Genomic DNA, 16,972 nt, shown 5'->3' on the forward strand with positions numbered 1-16,972 from the left:
GCGAAATCCCCCCCCTTTTATTTCATCGCCGCCGCCAGCTCCCCGAGCGTCTGGATCGCCCGCTCCACCTCTTCCGACCAATAACCGGCGTTGAGACGTATGCAGTTTTGGTACTTCTGCCGTGGGCTGAAGGCCGGGCCGGGTGCGATGGTGATCCCCGCCTTCAGCGCCTGCTCATAGAGCACCAGGGAATCGACGTAGGAAGGGAACTCCACCCAGAGGACGAAGCCCCCCGCCGGGTTGGAGATCCGGGTCCCCTCCGGGAAGTAGCGCCCCACCGCCTGGGCCATCTGCATGGTCTGTCGGGCGTGGATGCGCCGGAGGCTCCGCAGGTGGTGATCGTAGCCGCCATTGGCCAGGAACTCGGCGATGGCGAGCTGCGGCGGCGTGGCGTCGGCGATGGTGATCACCCCCTTCAGCCGTTCGATCTCGGACTGATACCGTCCCGGCGCGATCCACCCGACGCGGTAGCCGGGGGCGAGCGTCTTGGAGAACGACGAGCAGAGCAGGACCGAGCCGTCCTTGTCGTAGGACTTGGCCACCCGCGGCCGCTCGGGTGAGAAACTCAGGTCCCCGTTCAGGTCGTCCTCGATGAGCGGCACCTGGTGCGATGAGAGCAGCTCCACCAGTTCCTTTTTCCTGTCATCCGGCATCAGGCACCCGAGGGGATTGGAAAAATTGGTAACGGCCAGGCAGGCGCTGATCCTGTTGTGCTCGAGGGCGTAGCGAAGGGCGTCGATGCTCATCCCGTCCCGGGGATGGGTCGGGATCTCCAGGGCCTTCAGGCCGTACAGCTCCAGTGCCTGGAGAAAGTTGTAGTAGGAGGGGGACTCGATGGCCACGGTGTCACCGGGACGGCAGGTCGCGAGGAGCGCCAGGTTCACGGCCTCCATGCATCCGCAGGTGGTGACGATCTGGTCGGGAGTGAGGGTACACCCGGCATAGACGAGGCGGCGGGCCACCTGTACCCGGAGCTTCTCGCACCCCGGGGGGCTCTCGTAGGAGACGCTCTGCTCCCGGTAGCGTCTCGCCTCGGTGGAGAGCATCCGGTTCAGGCGGTCGATGGGAAGATGTTCCGGGTTCGGGATGGCGGCCCCCAAAGGCACCAGCGAGCGGTCCCGCATGTCGCGCATGATCATGCTGGAGAGTTCCTTGATGCTCACCTTGGTTGGGAGGGAGCGGACAGTGGACATGGAGGGCTCGGCAGGGATGTTCCCCCGGCGCGCGAGCACGTAGTAGCCGGACTGGGGGCGGGCCTCGATGAGACGGCGGTCCTCCAAAAGGCCGTAGGCCTCCATCACGGTGTTGATGCTGACGCTCAGCTGCCGGCTCAGGGCGCGCACCGACGGAATACGGGAGCCGGGGCCGAAGGTCCCCTCCTCTATCAGGTGGGACACCTTGCCGGCCACCTCCTCATAGAGCGGCACTTTCGAGCTGTTAGACTGGATCATGGTCTCCATGGCGTGACATCCTATCGCGTACACTGACAGTGGAAAAGTAACAGTTGCGGTCATAATATACGGTTACAGTTTCCGCTTTGTCAAACTGTTACGGTAACAATTATAATTTAATGTATCTGTCACTCTCGACTCTCCTCCGCTATAGTTGTCATCATCACAATGAGGTGACGGCCGCATACAGCGGCGAAAAGGGGGAGAGCCATGGAAATCGTGCTCGATGACGGCGCGGTACTGGGAATTGACGGCAGGCACGGGCTCTGTGCCGTGCGATGTCTGGAAGGGGCGCTCTACGTGACCCGCACCGGCGACCCGAGGGATTACTGCCTCGGCCCCGGCGAGCAGATGGAGATCGGGAAGCGGGACCAGGTGGTGGTCGAGGCCTGGGGCGCAGCGCGCCTTAAATGCACCGCCGCCGATACCGCCGCCGCCCGTACCCGCGGCACCGAATCGTGGCACCTGGTCGGCTCGGCATAACCCACCCGGACCACGAAAACTACACCATCTTAAGGAGAGGTATATGGAAAAAAAGCTCAGCAAAAGCGCACAGAAAGTCCAGGACGCCCTGGCCGGCCTCGGCCTCTCCTGCCAGGTGGAGGAACGTTCCGCCAGCACCCGTAGCGCCGAAGAGGCTGCCCAGGTGGTCGGCTGCGACGTCGGCCAGATCGTGAAATCCCTCCTTTTCCGCGGTGAGGTGACCGGTCAGCCGCTCTTCGTGCTCGCCAGCGGACGCAACCGGGTCTGCGTCGACAAGCTCGCGGCCCTGGCCGGTGAGCCGATCGGCAAGGCCGATGCCTCCTTCGTCCGCGAGAAGACCGGGTTCGCCATCGGCGGCGTGGCTCCCTTGGGGCACCCCGAGAAACTCGCCACCATCGTCGACGAGGACCTGCTGCAGTACTCCGAGCTCTGGGCGGCGGCGGGAACCCCGGCGGCTCTCTTCCGGCTTACCCCGAAGGAGCTCACCGTCATCACTGACGGCCGGGTCGCTTCCGTGCGGGAGATGACATGACTACCGTTGCATCGCTCGATAGGGATTCATCCCGGGAGGCGAGGCTCGGCGTCATCTGCGGTCTCGCGGCCTACCTGGTCTGGGGCTTCTTTCCGATCTTCTTCAAGCTGGTCTCCCAGGTTCCGCCCCTGGAGGTCGTCGCCCACCGGGTCGTCTGGTCGATGGTCTTCCTGACGATCCTGGTCACCGTCAAGGGCCGCTGGGGAGACCTCCGTGCCGCCTTCGGGACCCACAAGACGCTGGCCACGCTCTGTGCCACCACCGTCCTCATTGCAACCAACTGGCTGGTCTTCATCTATGCCATCGGCAAGGGAGAGGTGCTCCAGTCGAGCCTCGGCTACTTCATGACCCCGCTGGTGAACATCGTGCTCGGCTTCGTCTTCCTTCACGAGCGGATGAAGCGCGGACAGGCTATCGGGGTCATGCTGGCCGTCGTTGGCCTCACCCTTTCAGCCCTCCGGCTGGGTACCATCCCCTGGATCGCGCTCGGCCTGGCGGCCACCTTCGGGCTCTACGGCCTTTTGCGAAAAACAGTGCCGGTCGACTCCCTGGTTGGGCTCTCAGTGGAGACCTTCCTGGCCGGACCCGCCGCTGCCATCTACCTGGGATACCTGGGTGCGACCGGGCAGGGCACCTTCCTGGCCGGCTCCCTGGGAGACAGCACGGTGCTCCTTCTCTCCGGGGTGGTCACCGCCATACCGCTTCTGATCTTCACCGCCGCGGCCAAGCGCCTGAGGCTCATGACCATCGGCTTTCTCCAGTACATCACCCCGAGCATCCACTTCCTTTTGGCGGTCTGCCTCTACGGGGAGGAGTTCAACGCGACCCACCTGGTCACCTTCCTCTGCGTCTGGAGCGGGCTGGCCGTCTATTCCTGGTCCGCCATCGCCTTTGCCCGCAAGCCTGCCGTTGCGAGCGCGCGCATGGAGACAGCCGCCGAATGAGCGACGCCATGGAGGAAGCAAGCTCCGGCGCGGCGGCTGCCGGGCGGACATCATGCCTCGCGGACGGGCTGAAGACCGCCTGGCCGATCTGTCTCGGCTTCATCCCGATCGGGCTCTCCTTCGGGGTGCTGGCGCAGAAGGCGGGGCTTGGGCCGGTACACGTGCTCCTGATGTCGACGGTGGTCTTCGCCGGGAGCTCCCAGTTCATCGCCGTCTCCATGCTGCAGGGTGGCGCCTCGGCCGCCGCCATCGTGGCGACCACCTTCGTCGTGAACCTGCGGCACCTCCTGATGAGCTCCGCCATGTCGGTACGCTTTCCCGGCGTCCGCAAGCGCTTCCTGGCCCTCTTCGCCTACGGGGTCACCGACGAGAGCTTCGCCGTCAACATGGCCTGCTTCCGGAAAGAGGGGTGGGACCGCTGGCGCGCGCTGGCGGTCAACCACATCACCAACCTCTGCTGGATCGTCAGCACCGTCGCCGGGGTCTACATCGGCGACATGGTCCCTGCCGGGGCCTTCGGAATCGATTTCGCCCTCCCCGCCATGTTCATCTGCCTCCTGATCTTCCAGTTCCGGGAACGGCTCCACATGGTGACCGCCGTCATCGCCGCCCTCCTGTCGGTCTCCTTCTCCCTGATCTTCACGGGGAACGGCCACGTCATCGCCGCCTCCTGCGGGGCGGCCACCATCGGCTTTCTCCTCAAGAGGCGGGCCAAGAGGAGGGGCGATGCCTGACACCGGTTACCTGCTGATCGTCTTCGGGATGGGGCTTGCCACCTACCTCCCGCGCATGCTCCCCCTGACCGTGCTGGCCAACCGCAAGCTTCCGCGCTGGCTGACCGACTGGCTCGATCTCATCCCGGTCTCCATCCTGAGCGCGCTCCTTGCGCCGGGGCTCGTGACCTCCGGGACGCCGCGGGTGCTCGACCTCTCCAAGCCCGACCTCTTGGCCGCCATCCCCACGCTGCTCTTTGCGCTGAAGACCCGGTCGCTGGTGGGAACGGTGATCGTGGGCATGGGACTTTACTGGGCGATATCGGTCTTGAGGTAAGAAGGGAAGGCCTGGAGTGAGGGGCAGACTTAAACGTAAAAAGACGCCGGGCATCTCTGCCGGGCGCCTTTTTGCGTACCGTCTTGGTAAATCTATTTGTCTTCGGCGAGCAGGGTGCGGTCGTTCTGGAAGCTCGTATGCCTGATCTCGTGGAACTTCTCGAGGAGGCGTTCCACGGTGAGCGCCTTCTTCTCTTCCCCTTCCACATCGAAGATGATCTCGCCCTTGTCCATCATCAGGAGCCGGTTGCCGAACTCGATGGCGTGGCTCATGTTGTGGGTGATCATCATGCCGGTGAGCTTGTACTCCTCGATGAACTTGTTGGTGAGCTCCAGCACGATCTCCGCGTTCTTCGGATCGAGGGCCGCGGTGTGCTCGTCCAGAAGGATCAGGTCCGGCTTGGAGAGTACCACCATGAGGAGCGTCAGCGCCTGCCGCTGGCCGCCCGAGAACATGGCGAGGTTCTCCTTCATCCGGTTCTCCAGCCCCATCTTGAGCTGGGTGAGCTCCTGCCTGAAGAGCTCGCGCTTCGCGTGGTTCAGGCTGCGCTTAAGCCACTTGAACCCCTTCCGGTAGGTGATCATCATATTGTCTTCCAGGCTCATGTTGGAGGCGGTCCCCAACAGGGGATTCTGGAAGATCCTGCCGATATGCCTGGCCCGCTTGTACTCGGGCTCCCGGGTGACGTTTTTGTCGTTGAGGAAGATGCTGCCTATCGTCGGGGTGATGGTCCCGGCGATCAGGTTGAAGAGGGTTGACTTGCCGGCGCCGTTGGAACCGATGACGGTGATGAAATCACCTTCCTTGACCTTGAGATTGATATTGGAGATGGCCACGTTCTCGTTGACCGTCCCCTGGCCGAAGATCATGCGTACGTCTTTTAACTCAATCATTTTTCACCACTGCCTTAGAGGGCCTCTTCAGTTTCCTGCTCTGGGTCAGGACCAGGAGCACGATAATCAGGATACCCTTGATAAGATTCAGATCGTTCGGCGTCATGTTGATGAGGTAGCCGTAGTAGCGCCCCACGTAGAGAACGCCGTGGAAGCAGACGGAACCGAGCAGCGCGCATAACGTGAGGACGCTGATCCGGTTGCTCTTCATGATCAGGAATTCGCCGATCATGACCGAGGCGAGGCCGGAGATGATGATCCCCTGGCCGAGGCCTACGTCGGCGAAACCCAGATACTGCGCGGCGAAGGCGCCGGAAAGGGCCACCAGACCGTTGGAGAGCCCGAGGCCGATCGCCTTGAGCGTCTTCGGGTTCACCCCCTGGGAAACGACCATCTGCTCGTTGTTCCCCATCGCCCCGATGGTGAGCCCCAGGTCGGTGCGGAAGAAGAGGTCGAGGAGGAACTTGAGGAGGAGCGCCACCAGCACGAAGAAGACCAGCGACTTGTAGTCGTCCGGCACGATCCCATCCAGCTTGTCGTTGACGACGGTGAGAACGGTGTCGACGTTGAGAAGCGGCACGTTGGCGCGGTTGCCGAGCACCCGGATGTTGACCGAGTAGAGCATGGTCATGGTCAGGATACCGGCCAGGAGGTTCGGCACCTTGAGGTGGTTGTGGATGAGAGCCGTGACGTACCCGGCGATGACGCCGCCCGCGAAGGCGAGCAGGAGAGCCAGCCAGAGGTTGACCCCGGCCAGGATGCAGGTGGCCATGATCGCCGCGCCGAGCGGGAACGAGCCGTCCACCGTGAGGTCGGGGAAGTCGAGCACCCGGAAGGAGATGAAGACCCCGAGCACCATGATTCCGTAAATGAGTCCTTCTACGAAGATACCTTCAATCATGACGACGCTGTTTCCTTGTTCTTTTATCAGAGCGAAACCCCGTGACCTCCATTTTGCGGAAGGACACGGGGCCTCTTGGACTACGTGATGATTACTTCTTTACGAGCTTGCCGTTCTGGACGATCTTGTTCGCGGTCTTGACCAGGTTGGGCGGAACGCTCAGCCCCAGCTTTTTCGCCACGTCCAGGTTGATGAGGAGGTCGACGTCCGAGGCCTTGGTCATGAAGCGGGTCGGCATCTGGTCGGGGCGCTTTCCTTTGAGGATCTCGGCCACCATCCTGCCGGTGACCCGTCCCATCTTGTAGTAGTCGAAGCCCCAGGCGGCCAGCACCGGGAATTTCTCGGCGGAGCTCGGGTCGGCCGACATGACCGGCACCTTGTTCTTCATCGCGACGTCGGTCACCGCGGAGAGTGCCGAGACCACGGTGTTGTCGGTGGAGATGTAGATGGCGTCGACCCTCCTGATGATCGCCTGTACGGCCTCCTTCACCTCAGAGGACTTGGAGACGGTGGTCTCGACGTACTCGATGTGGAGATCCTTGCAGGCCTGCTTGACGACGCCGGCCAGCACCACCGCGTTCTCCTCGGAGCTGGTGTAGATGTGGCCAAGGCGCTTCACCTTTTTCATCTTGAGGAGCAGTTCGATCTGCTGTTTGACCGGGGTCATGTCGGAGACGCCGGTCACATAGCGGGGGCTCTTGGTGAGCGACCTGACCAGCCCGGCCTTGACCGGGTCGGTGACGGCGGAGAAGATCACCGGGGTGGTCTTCAGGGTGTTGACCAGGGCCTGGGCGGTGGGAGTGGCGATGCCGACCGCTACGGCGACCTTTTCGGACTTGAACTTGTTGGCGATGGAAGCGGCGGTATTGGAGTCGCCGTTGGCATTCTGGAGGTCGTACTGGACGTTAACCTTCTCGGCAGCCAGCTCGTCCTGGATCCCTTTCTCGACGGCGTCGAGGGCGGGATGGGAAACTATCTTCGAGACCCCGATCAGAGCCTTGCCGGCGGGGGCGGCAACGGCCGAAGAAACAGAGAGGGCGACTGCAAGTACGGCGGATGCCAGAGTAACTAGTTTTCTCACGGGTCAACTCCTATTCCATTGTATTTTCCAGCCAGCGATCCAAAAGGTCCTCTGGTCAGAATGTCATGCCAATCGCGAGAGAATACCACCGCACCAGATACTGCGTCAACGGCTTTATCAGCCACAACGAACAATTGGTTGCCGCGGCCAAATAGCACGAAACACAGGAAAATCCGCCGGGCTTCTATCGCAACCACGACAAGGTCCAGCACCGCACGCTGCCGTTCCGCGTTCGGCTCGATGCCGGGTCCCGTTCCATCCGCAACCAAAACTATAGGGGTTGCATTCGGAGAAACAAAAGTTAGTATTTGCTAATACGCCACAGTAAACGTCCGCCCGCGCGGCGGAAGGGGGTGACACCAAATGTCCATGCTATTCATCACAATCGACCTTACCGGAAAAGACGCCGTTTTCATCAGCAACTGCTATCGCTACCACAGCGGTTTGGCCAACTTAGCGTTGTACCGGAACCCGCCCGCCGGCCTCCCCAGCCTTGAACAGGCCAAGGAGAGAATCGACGCCTTGCAGGCAGCGTTCGAGGGTGGGACGACCGGAAATCGAGTGCATATCGAGCTACGCAAGATAGCCCGCCGCGATGTCACGGACATGTTCAAAAGGATCATCAGCTACTTACAGTCGGTGGCAACCGACGAGGATATCCCGGCACTCATTCAGTCGGGGTTTGGGGTACGGCGCTTCGGCGCTCGCAAGAAAGCTGCCCCCGCACCGGCCGTCTGAGATTCCGCCGCATCAGGTCGCCTGCCCACCCTTTGGGGAGGGCAGGCGCTCCCACCAATCACGTCTGCTCGCCCAGTCTACCGACATCTAACGTCAATATCCCCAATTGCCATTGCTACCAGACAGGTTACCGGCATCGGTCTCTAAATAGGCTTGCTTGAGCTGATAGGCAACCATTATTACGATGTCCGTCGCCCGGCTTGGTCGTTGGATGCTGAAGGCCGGTCTTGCGCCAGCGATGCGGCCCCTCTCCGCACCGATTTCAGGACTTGAGATGACGATGTTTGGTGGTGCATACCTGTTGGCAATTCCTCGGACACCACGTAGTACCCCGCCCCTCCAAGGTTAATCTAGCGACCTGCGATAACTTAGTCCCCCGATGATCATCATCAGTCCTGGGATACCCATAGGTAGTCCTAAGACGCCTATAGTAAGCGCTACGATACCTACGAGCCCCTTATCATCACCGTCACCGAGTCGAAGGATTGCGATCTGCATCTTGACCATTCCTTTTGTAGCACGAGAAATTCTCGTGTCTGGGGTTGTGAAGACCATCCACGTCATATCCAATGCTATCGTCAAGGTAAAGAGTGCGGGCGGAGGAGTAAGTAAGCCATCTAAGACCTCGCCGCCGCGACGGGTACCGCTTAAGGAGATGATTGTTGCGCTCGATAAATGGACAACCGGTGTGAGTAGAGGGGTCAACTCCGGCAATCGTTCTTCCCGAAAGAGCGGAGAAGGCGATCACAGGACTAACCAAACCTGTCGCAAGGACCAACCATGCCTATCGCAGGACCAAGCCCGCCATGCCACCGCCGACGAAGAGATGTGCTGACTTCTTAACCTACACTCAAGCAGACCTCAGGGCTGTATCTTCGTAGCGGGAAGGAGGACGGGCCACGTGGAGGGAAGGGGCATGGAGAGGGAATTTGCAATCAGAAAGAAGAAAAGGCACTTACGCGGTTATCGTAAGTGCCTTTTCTGTAGGTAGCTGTATGGTGCCCAGGACGGAATCGAACCGCCGACACGAGGATTTCCAATCCTGGGCACCGCGGGGTAACCGTTTGATAGCAAAAAGTGCTACGTGAAGCGTGACTACGCAGTCACTCCCCTTAAGAGCACCTCCCACACGCTCAGGATACCACCCGATCAGGTCTGCAACGGACGTGTGTAGGCGTCCGCTATTTTGCGTGGCTTCCGTCGCAGTACGGGCTATTGGCGGTTTTTCCGCAGTTGCACAGGTGAACCTCCCTCTTCTCCTTGACCTCGAAGGCGATCGGAGTAAGGCCGGTCCCGTGGTGGGCACCGCTGCAAAACGGCTGGTTGGTGGATTTGCCGCAGGCGCAGCGGTAGTAGGTTCCGGGCTCGAGTTCGATGGCAATGGGCTTGTTGGGGGTGATGACGACGTCGCTCATGTTTGGCTCCTTTTTGTTTGGTTGTTCTGCTGGTGATTGAGTCCTGTATCGGCTCAAACCCGCCAGACAGTTGAAATTCCGGTCACAGCGCCTGTGGCAGGCAGACGTTTTTGACCGAGTTCGCCACGCTTCCGCAGTTTTCACACCGGACGGTCGGATGGTCGGTGACCTGTCTGAGAATCTCCCACTCCTGCTGGCTTTCCAATTCGCACAGATGCCCTTGGTGTTCCTGTTGAGAGCAGCAACTCATAGATTATCTCCGATTGACCTGACGCCTCCTTGGGGGCGATGGCCAATTGTTCTTTACCTGTATTTGGCGTTGATCTTTTCCAGCGCCTCCTTCGAGGGGCGTAATTTTTCGTCCGGCAGCTTGACAAGCGGCGTGACAACGAGCATTTCGTGCTCGGCAAACGCTTGCCGCCCTTCGTTCACATACAGCAGCCCCGTAGTGAAGACCTTCCCGTTCCTCTCTTCCTCGAGCAACGTGACGGCTCCCATCCGGTCGGTCGGATCGTACTCCTTGCCAGTCTTCTTAAGGCGGATCACCGATCCGTCGTGCAACTCAACCTCCCTGACCGTCCCCGGTTCATAGTCGGCCCGGATCTCCTCGTGGTCCATGGGGAGAAAGTTGATCTCGTGCAGCGGCAGGTCGTGCTCCTTGCCCCAGGAATAACTTTTGGTGGAGCCTTCGCCATTATTGAAGGAGACACAGGGGCTGATGACGTTCAAAACGGCAGTGCCGCGGTGGGAGAACGCCGCTTTGAGAAGCTCCTGCAGCTGCCTCGGATCGCCTGCGAAGGAGCGGGCGACGAAGCCGCAGCCGGCCATGATCGCCTCCAGGCAGAGGTCCAGCGGCGGCAGTTCGTTCACCCCTTTATGCTTCAGCTTCTGCCCCAGATCTGCGGTCGCGGAGAGCTGCCCTTTCGTCAGGCCGTAGACTCCGTTGTTCATTATGATGTAGACCATGTCGACGTTGCGGCGCAGCAGGTGCTTGAACTGGCCGAGGCCGATGGAGCCGGTGTCCCCGTCCCCGCTGACGCCGATGGCGATGAGATCGCTGTTGACGGTGGTCGCGCCGGTGGCCAGCGACGGCATGCGCCCGTGCAGGCCGTTGATGCCATGCGAGCGGCCGAGGAAGTAGGTCGGGCTCTTGCTGGAACAGCCGATGCCGCTGAACTTGGCGACGCGGGTCATGTCCAGCGAGAGGTCGTAGGCGGCACCGACGATCACGTTGGCGATCGCGTTGTGGCCGCAGCCGTTACAGAAGGTGGATTTGGAACCGTTATAGTCGGCCCTGTTCAAGCCGGGTTGGTTGGCGGTGGCAGAACCCTTGGCAACGTCAGTCATGCTTTCTCCTTTGCCTCGTGCGCCAGGACCGATCCGCTGATCCAAGTAGCGGTCAGAGGGAGCCCGTCGCACTTCGCTATCGAGACGAGGCGGCCGGCCACGGCCGGGGCATGTAGTTGCACCAGTTGGTGCATCTGCCCGTCCAGGTTGTTCTCGACCACGTATACCCGCTCATGGTTGCCGATGAATTCCACCAGGCTCTGCTCCAGCGGGAGCGCGCGCACCCTCAGGTAGGAGGTCGGAACCCCCGTCCCCTCCAGAAGGGCCCGCGCCTCCTGTACGGCGAGGTCGTTGCTCCCGTAGGAGACGAGGCCCACCTCGGCGTGGGCGGTCAGTTCGGTGACCGGCCCCGGGACGATGCTGCGCGCGTGGTCGTGCTTTTTCGCCAGCCGGGCCAGGTTCGCCGCCCAGACCTCGGGGCGTTCGCTGTAGGCGGCCGCCTCGTCGTGGCCGGTCCCCCGGGTGAAGTACCCCGCCGCCGGATGGCCCGTGCCGGGAAGGGTACGGTAGCCGATGCCGTCTCCGTCGGCATCGGCGTAGCGCTGCCATGCCCCGTTCAAGCGGGTGAGATCTTCTGCGGAGAGGACTTTACCGCGATCGAGCGGTTTGTCGGGGTACTCGAAGGGGCGGGCCGGCCAGAGGTTGGTTCCCAGGTCCAGATCGCTCAGGACGATGACCAACGTCTGCAGGCGTTCCGCGAGATCGAGTGCGCTGCCGCCGAATTCGAAACATTCGGCGATCGATGCGGGGATCAGGCAGACATGCCGGCCGTCGCCGTGACCGAGGGTGTACGCGGCGAGCAGATCCCCCTGTGCCACCCGCGTCGGCAGGCCGGTGGCCGGCCCCATCCGCTGCACGTCCCAGATCACCGCAGGGATTTCCGCGAAATAGGAGTACCCCGCGAATTCCGCCATCAGCGAAAGGCCGGGTCCCGAGGTCGAGGTCATCGAACGCGCCCCTGCCCACCCCGCGCCGACCACCATGCCGATGGCCGCCAGTTCGTCTTCGGTCTGCACGATAGAATAGGTCGCCCTCCCCTCGCCATCGCAGCGCAGCTCCGGGAGGTACTCGCTCAGGTTATCCACTATGGAGGTCGCCGGCGTGATGGGATACCACCCCACGAACTGCACCCCTCCGAAGACCGCGCCGAGCGCTGCGGCGCTGTTGCCGGTGATCAGGAAGGTTCCCTCGGTCTTGTCCATCCGTTCGACACGGAAGGGGTCGGTCTTGGCCATCTGCGCGGCCGCCCGCTGGTAGGCGGCCTTGGCAACACCGAGATTCAGGGCGACCGCCTTCTCCTTGCCGTTCAGGTTGTAGGCCAGGGCCTCCTCGATCTCCGCCAAGCCGATGCCGAGCAGATACGCCAGCGTGCCGACGTACACCATGTTGGCGACGTACGGCCTGAGCCTGGTTTCGGCGCCGGACTGCTGGACCAGTTCGTTCACTGGCATCGGGTAGTAGGTCACGTCGTCGCGCCTTGCCACGGGCTCTTCCTCCCCCGGATAGAGGCAGATGCCACCAGGCTCCAGCGTCCTGACATCTTCCTGGATGGTCGCCCTGTTCATCGCCACCAGGATCCGGGTCTCGTCGCAGCGGGCGAGAAAACCGTCACGGTTCACCCGGATGGTGAACCAGGTGGGGAGCCCCTGGATGTTGGAGGGGAAGATGTTCTTGCCGCTGACCGGGACACCCATCTTGTGGATGGCCCGCAGCAGCGTGTTGTTGGCGGTCTGGCTCCCGGAGCCGTTCACGGTGGCCACGGTGATGGAGAAGTCGTTGACCACCCCCCCTCGACCGGGGCCGACGGTCGCGGGGGGATCGGCATTCGAGACGGCAACGCTCATACGGTAAACCTCGCTTTGACGTACTGGTTGATGAGGCTGAAAGCGGTGCCCCTTCCCTGAAGAGCCGCTTTCAGCCTCGCGGTGATCGCTATTTGAAGAGTTTCACCCGGCCCGCCAGAGGCTGGAATTCCTTCTCGGCAGGCTGACCGACCGGCTTACCGAAAGGCATCTGGGCGATCAGCCTCCAGGTGGCGGGGACGCCCCAGGCCTCTTTTACCGCCTCGTCGATGATCGGGTTGTAGTGCTGAAGCGTCGCTCCGAACCCCTCCTGTTCGAGGGCGGTCCAGATGGCGAACTGCAGCATGGCCGATGATTGGCTGGCCCAGACCGGAAAGTTCTCCCTGTACAGGGGAAACTTCTGCTGCAGCCCTTCGACCACGCTGGTATCCTCGAAATAGAGGATGGAGCCGTACCCGCTGCGGAACGCCCCGTCGATCTTGGCTTCGGTAGCCGGGAACCCCTCCGGCGCCACGATCTTCATCAGTTCCGCCTTGGTCAGGTCCCAGAGCCGGTCATGATGGTCGCCCAGGAGGATGACCACCCTCCCCCCCTGCGAATTGAACGATGACGGCACGTGCTTTACCGCCTCGCCGACGATCTCCTCGATCCGCTCGTCGGTGGCGACCGGGTCTTTGGAGAGAGCGTAGTAGGACCTCCGGCTCTTCACGGCCTCAAAAAATGATCTGCTCATAAAAGATTCCCCTTGATTGGCCTAGTGATCCCTGAGACCGCCTACTTCAACTGCTGAAGCAGGGCCGTGTTGTCCTTATCCTTGATCATCTCGATCTCCAGGATGATGACGATGTCGTTGCCGATCAGCACCCCGCCGGTCTCCAGGGTCTTGTTCCAGACCAGCCCGAAATCCTGGCGATTGATCCTGGTGGTGGCGGTGGCCCCGCGACGGAGGTTGCCCCACGGGTCCTTGCTCTCCCTGGTAGGCCCATCAACGGTGAGCACCACCTCCTTGGTCACGCCGTGCAGGGTCAGGTCCCCGGTGACTTTGAGTTTGCCCTTGCCCGCTTTGGCCACGGTTTTCGACACGAAGGTCATGGCCGGGTACTTGGCGACGTCGAAGAAGTCGGCGCTCCTCAGGTGTTCGTCACGCTTGGCAACGTTCGTGTTGATGGAGGCGGTATCTATGCTGATCTCCACCCGGGACTTGGTGATGTCCTTGTCGTTGATGGTCACGGTCCCGGTATGCTTCAGGAAGTTGCCGTTCACCGTGGAAACCATCATGTGTTTCACCTTGAAGCCGATGGTGGTGTGGTCCGGGTCGATGCTCCAGTTGGAAGCAAGGGCAATGGTCGGCATGACCAGTGCGAGGAATGTGGTGATGCTTGCGACGATGCGTTTCATACTCTCTCCTTTCGCTGTTTGCGCGGTTATCCTTCCCGTTCAGTCAGAATCGAGCGGCAGTCTCAAGGGCCTTCCGGACCGCCTCCCTCTTTAATTCTGCACCCTGCTCCGTAGGGAGCCCCCCTCCTTCCAGCACTATCGCCTCGAACTGCTCAACCCCCATGACCTCCATGACCGCCTTGAGGTAGGGTACCGAATGGTCCTCCTCCTTGCCGAAATGGAAACCGCCGCTCGCGTGGATATGCAGGCATTTCTTCCCTTTGCCTTTCAACAGCCCCTCCGGCCCGGTGGCGGTATCGCGCAAGGTCTTGCCGTACACGCAGATGGCATCGATGTACATCTTGAACTCGGCCGGGAAGCTCAGGTTCCACATGGGGGTGACGAAGACGTACTTGTCGGCGGCAATGAACTGGTCCGCAAGCCGGTAGATCCTTCCCAGCTTCCGCTGTTCCTCCTCCGCAAGGGCAACGAACTTTTGACCGCTTCGCAACTTGGCGACGCCGCTCAAAACATCGGCATCGAACCTCTGGATGTTGTCCCGGTAGAGGTCGAGAATGCGGACCTCATCCTCGGGATTGCGCCGTAGGTACCCGTCCAGAAAAGCCTTCCCGACCGTGAGGCTGTTAGATTGCTCCACGGGTTTGAGGTTGCAGGTTATGTAGAGCAGTGAGGCCATTTCATCGTCCTCGGTGGCGGCGGTGGTGGCGGTGGTGCCGTTGCTGGTTAACCGTTCCTCTAGCCACAACCGTGCCAGCGGAACATCCCCTTAAAAAGGCAGGTTACCGACTCAACGCGGCACCCGATTACAAAATAGCGTAATCGCTATTGCATTATATTGTAACAACTGGGATAATTACGAAATAATGTAACTCGTTGCGGTGGCGTGACGGAGAAAGCGGAGGAGGGTTACGTGAGGTTCAACCGAGACGTTTTTTTCAGACAGGCGACGCTCAGGATCTGCAGCAGCCTCAAGATAGATAACGCCCTTAAAAGCGCTTACGACTATCTGAACGAATTTTTTCCGATTGATGAGCTGTTCCTGGACATCCTTGATGCCGATCTTGGGGCGATACGAAGGATCGCACATATCAGGGGAGGGAAGGTTCTGGTCCCGGAACTGATCGTCCCGCTCCCGGAAAAGCTCAAGAACTGGCTGACCGGGAAAGATGTCCCCTTCATCATGGATCCGGCCGATCCGCATGCCCAGGCCATGACCCCGCTGGTCAAGCTGGTAGGAGTTTCGGACCTCGTGGTCCCGCTAAAAATCGAGGGACACCCCATCGGTTTCCTGGTGCTACGGGCACAGGGGCTCGGGAGGTACCGTGCTGAGCAGACCGAGATCCTGTCGGTGATCTCCGAGCCGTTCGCCATCGCCCTCGCCAACGCCTTGGCTCACGAGGCCGTGCTCAAGTACAGTGATCTGCTTCTTGACGACAACCGCTTCCTGCAAAAGGAGCTCTTTCCCCAGAAGGGGGACGAGATTATCGGGGGGAATTCCGGGCTGAGAAACGTTATGGAGACGATTCGGCAGGTAGCGGGACTTTCCAATACCGTGCTGCTTCTCGGGGAAACAGGTACCGGGAAGGAACTGATTGCCAACGCGATTCATTTCAGTTCCCGGCGCAAGGATGGCCCGTTCATCAAGGTGAACTGCGGCGCCATTCCGGAATCCCTCATCGACAGCGAGCTGTTCGGCCACGAAAAAGGGGCCTTCACCGGGGCCACGGTGGAAAAGCGGGGACGTTTCGAGCGGGCCAATGGAGGCACCATTTTCCTCGACGAGGTCGGTGAACTCTCCAGCCATGCGCAGGTCCGGCTGCTGCGTGTCCTTCAGAACCGGGAGATCGAACGGGTAGGGGGAACCAGGGCGATTCCGGTCGACATCCGGGTGATTGCCGCCACCCACCGCAACCTCGAGAACATGGTTGCCGAGAACCGGTTCCGGGAGGACCTCTGGTTCCGTCTCAACGTCTTTCCCATCATGGTCCCTCCCCTGCGCCAGAGAAAGGAAGACATCCCTGCCCTGACGAGGTACTTCGTCGAACTGAAAAGCAGGGAGCTCGGCATCGCCATCCCACCCGCCATCGCCCCGGGGGCGCTGGAGAGGCTCACGCAGTTCGACTGGCCCGGAAATGTCCGCGAGCTGGAAAACCTGACCGAAAGGGAGCTGATACGGCACAAAGGTGGGCAGCTTTTCTTCGATGGATTGCTCTCCCCCCAAAGGAAGGTGAGGGAGTCTCATCGCCGGGAGGAACGCGATTCAGCCCCCTCTCAGACCCTCGACGAAATGATTGCCAGCTACATCAGCAAGGTCTTGAAAGCGACCAACGGGAAAATCCACGGTCCCGGCGGGGCGGCAACGGTGCTCGGCATCAAGCCGACCACACTAAGGGCGCGTATGGACAGACTTGGAATTGCTTATGGCCGAAAAAAGTGCTGACTTATGCGCGACGGGGCAGCGCAAAGCCACGTTGAGCCGACACTGGAAGGGGAGCGGGTGATCCGGGAGGAAGCTGTCTTTTTGAGGCACGCAGCGTACCGGCAGGGACGAGGGCCAAAAGAGCGCAACGCGCTGAAAACAACCGGGCTGGAATCTGGGGACGAGACCTGCGCCCAGCATCTGCGTCAAAACGAAGAAAAGGCACTTACGCGGTTATCGTAAGTGCCTTTTCTGTAGGTAGCTGTATGGTGCCCAGGGACGGAATCGAACCGCCGACACGAGGATTTTCAATCCTCTGCTCTACCGACTGAGCTACCTGGGCAAGAGACCAACTTTATACTTTAATTATCCGGGGGAGTCAACCCTTTTTTAACCTAGTGAGCAATCAATTTCGTTGGCTCACGATACCCCATCCTCACCCCTACCCTCCCCTTGAAGGGGAGGGAGAGAGTGGTTGAAGCCGGAAGAAGTATCTGGGGGGATGCGGTGTCAGTCTA

18 protein-coding genes and 2 tRNA genes are annotated in these 16,972 nt (G+C 60.9%); 7 read left to right on the forward strand and 13 right to left on the reverse strand.

All coding sequences use genetic code 11. From position 1 onward, the window contains the following. Window positions 1-17: 17 nt before the first annotated feature. Window positions 18-1,460 (reverse strand): aminotransferase-like domain-containing protein, encoded by a 1,443-nt coding sequence (locus L4X63_RS01575; protein ID WP_250676830.1) that lies wholly within the window; start codon window positions 1,458-1,460, stop codon window positions 18-20. A 201-nt stretch (window positions 1,461-1,661) separates the two neighbouring features. On the opposite strand from L4X63_RS01575, the gene L4X63_RS01580 reads away from it, so the two are divergent. The 5 genes from L4X63_RS01580 to L4X63_RS01600 are packed head-to-tail and all read left to right on the forward strand — an operon-like array spanning window position 1,662 to window position 4,460. After that, window positions 1,662-1,934, forward strand: coding sequence for a DUF2917 domain-containing protein (locus tag L4X63_RS01580; protein ID WP_250676831.1), 273 nt, complete (start codon window positions 1,662-1,664; stop codon window positions 1,932-1,934). A gap of 43 nt (window positions 1,935-1,977) precedes the next feature. Next, window positions 1,978-2,466 (forward strand): YbaK/EbsC family protein, encoded by a 489-nt coding sequence (locus L4X63_RS01585; RefSeq protein ID WP_250676832.1) that lies wholly within the window; start codon window positions 1,978-1,980, stop codon window positions 2,464-2,466. Beyond that, window positions 2,463-3,410 carry an EamA family transporter RarD gene (rarD, locus tag L4X63_RS01590; RefSeq protein WP_250676833.1) on the forward strand — a complete coding sequence of 316 codons (948 nt, stop codon included), beginning with the start codon at window positions 2,463-2,465 and terminating at the stop codon, window positions 3,408-3,410. Before L4X63_RS01585 ends, rarD begins: the two co-directional genes overlap by 4 nt. Next, window positions 3,407-4,144, forward strand: a complete 738-nt coding sequence (locus L4X63_RS01595) for an AzlC family ABC transporter permease (protein ID WP_250676834.1) — start codon at window positions 3,407-3,409, stop codon at window positions 4,142-4,144. Before rarD ends, L4X63_RS01595 begins: the two co-directional genes overlap by 4 nt. Next, window positions 4,137-4,460, forward strand: coding sequence for an AzlD domain-containing protein (locus L4X63_RS01600; protein WP_250676835.1), 324 nt, complete (start codon window positions 4,137-4,139; stop codon window positions 4,458-4,460). The genes L4X63_RS01595 and L4X63_RS01600 overlap by 8 nt, the downstream gene beginning before the upstream one ends. Window positions 4,461-4,552: 92 nt before the next feature. Here the strand turns inward: L4X63_RS01600 and L4X63_RS01605 are convergent, their stop codons facing one another. The 3 genes from L4X63_RS01605 to L4X63_RS01615 all read right to left on the reverse strand — a co-directional run bounded on the left by L4X63_RS01605 (window position 4,553) and on the right by L4X63_RS01615 (window position 7,335). Further along, window positions 4,553-5,353: an ABC transporter ATP-binding protein gene (locus L4X63_RS01605; RefSeq protein ID WP_250676836.1), complete on the reverse strand. Its 801-nt coding sequence runs from the start codon at window positions 5,351-5,353 to the stop codon at window positions 4,553-4,555. Beyond that, window positions 5,346-6,254, reverse strand: coding sequence for an ABC transporter permease (locus tag L4X63_RS01610; RefSeq protein ID WP_250676837.1), 909 nt, complete (start codon window positions 6,252-6,254; stop codon window positions 5,346-5,348). Before L4X63_RS01610 ends, L4X63_RS01605 begins: the two co-directional genes overlap by 8 nt. Window positions 6,255-6,345: 91 nt before the next feature. After that, window positions 6,346-7,335, reverse strand: a complete 990-nt coding sequence (locus L4X63_RS01615) for an ABC transporter substrate-binding protein (RefSeq protein WP_250676838.1) — start codon at window positions 7,333-7,335, stop codon at window positions 6,346-6,348. 363 nt (window positions 7,336-7,698) lie between these two features. Here L4X63_RS01615 and L4X63_RS01620 point away from each other — a divergent pair, with 363 nt between their 5' ends. Continuing rightward, window positions 7,699-8,073, forward strand: coding sequence for a hypothetical protein (locus tag L4X63_RS01620; protein WP_250676839.1), 375 nt, complete (start codon window positions 7,699-7,701; stop codon window positions 8,071-8,073). 996 nt (window positions 8,074-9,069) lie between these two features. On the opposite strand, the gene L4X63_RS01625 is transcribed toward L4X63_RS01620, so the two are convergent. The 8 genes from L4X63_RS01625 to L4X63_RS01660 all read right to left on the reverse strand — a co-directional run bounded on the left by L4X63_RS01625 (window position 9,070) and on the right by L4X63_RS01660 (window position 14,780). Further along, window positions 9,070-9,164 (reverse strand) — tRNA-Ser (locus L4X63_RS01625). A gap of 90 nt (window positions 9,165-9,254) precedes the next feature. After that, window positions 9,255-9,488, reverse strand: a complete 234-nt coding sequence (locus L4X63_RS01630; protein ID WP_250676840.1) for a CDGSH iron-sulfur domain-containing protein — start codon at window positions 9,486-9,488, stop codon at window positions 9,255-9,257. 82 nt (window positions 9,489-9,570) lie between these two features. Further along, entirely contained in the window at window positions 9,571-9,738 is a 168-nt protein-coding gene (locus tag L4X63_RS01635; protein WP_250676841.1) for a hypothetical protein, read from the reverse strand. 53 nt (window positions 9,739-9,791) lie between these two features. Further along, the gene (locus tag L4X63_RS01640) at window positions 9,792-10,835 is read right to left on the reverse strand and encodes a 2-oxoacid:ferredoxin oxidoreductase subunit beta (protein ID WP_250676842.1); all 1,044 of its coding nucleotides are present in this window, start codon (window positions 10,833-10,835) and stop codon (window positions 9,792-9,794) included. Further along, window positions 10,832-12,679: a 2-oxoacid:acceptor oxidoreductase subunit alpha gene (locus L4X63_RS01645; protein WP_250676843.1), complete on the reverse strand. Its 1,848-nt coding sequence runs from the start codon at window positions 12,677-12,679 to the stop codon at window positions 10,832-10,834. Before L4X63_RS01645 ends, L4X63_RS01640 begins: the two co-directional genes overlap by 4 nt. Before the next feature lie 88 nt (window positions 12,680-12,767). Continuing rightward, window positions 12,768-13,370 carry a nitroreductase family protein gene (locus L4X63_RS01650; protein ID WP_250676844.1) on the reverse strand — a complete coding sequence of 201 codons (603 nt, stop codon included), beginning with the start codon at window positions 13,368-13,370 and terminating at the stop codon, window positions 12,768-12,770. Between the two features lie 41 nt (window positions 13,371-13,411). After that, on the reverse strand, window positions 13,412-14,035 hold the full coding sequence (locus L4X63_RS01655) for a YceI family protein (RefSeq protein WP_250676845.1): 624 nt from the start codon (window positions 14,033-14,035) through the stop codon (window positions 13,412-13,414). A 43-nt stretch (window positions 14,036-14,078) separates the two neighbouring features. Beyond that, window positions 14,079-14,780, reverse strand: a complete 702-nt coding sequence (locus L4X63_RS01660) for an FMN-dependent NADH-azoreductase (RefSeq protein WP_250676846.1) — start codon at window positions 14,778-14,780, stop codon at window positions 14,079-14,081. Between the two features lie 165 nt (window positions 14,781-14,945). Here L4X63_RS01660 and L4X63_RS01665 point away from each other — a divergent pair, with 165 nt between their 5' ends. Continuing rightward, window positions 14,946-16,475, forward strand: coding sequence for a sigma-54-dependent Fis family transcriptional regulator (locus tag L4X63_RS01665; RefSeq protein WP_250676847.1), 1,530 nt, complete (start codon window positions 14,946-14,948; stop codon window positions 16,473-16,475). Between the two features lie 246 nt (window positions 16,476-16,721). Here the strand turns inward: L4X63_RS01665 and L4X63_RS01670 are convergent. After that, window positions 16,722-16,797: transfer RNA gene (locus L4X63_RS01670), tRNA-Phe, on the reverse strand. Window positions 16,798-16,972 lie beyond the last annotated feature (175 nt).

The sequence above is a fragment of the Geomonas sp. Red32 genome, assembly GCF_023652955.1.
Taxonomy (GTDB): Bacteria; Desulfobacterota; Desulfuromonadia; order Geobacterales; family Geobacteraceae; genus Geomonas.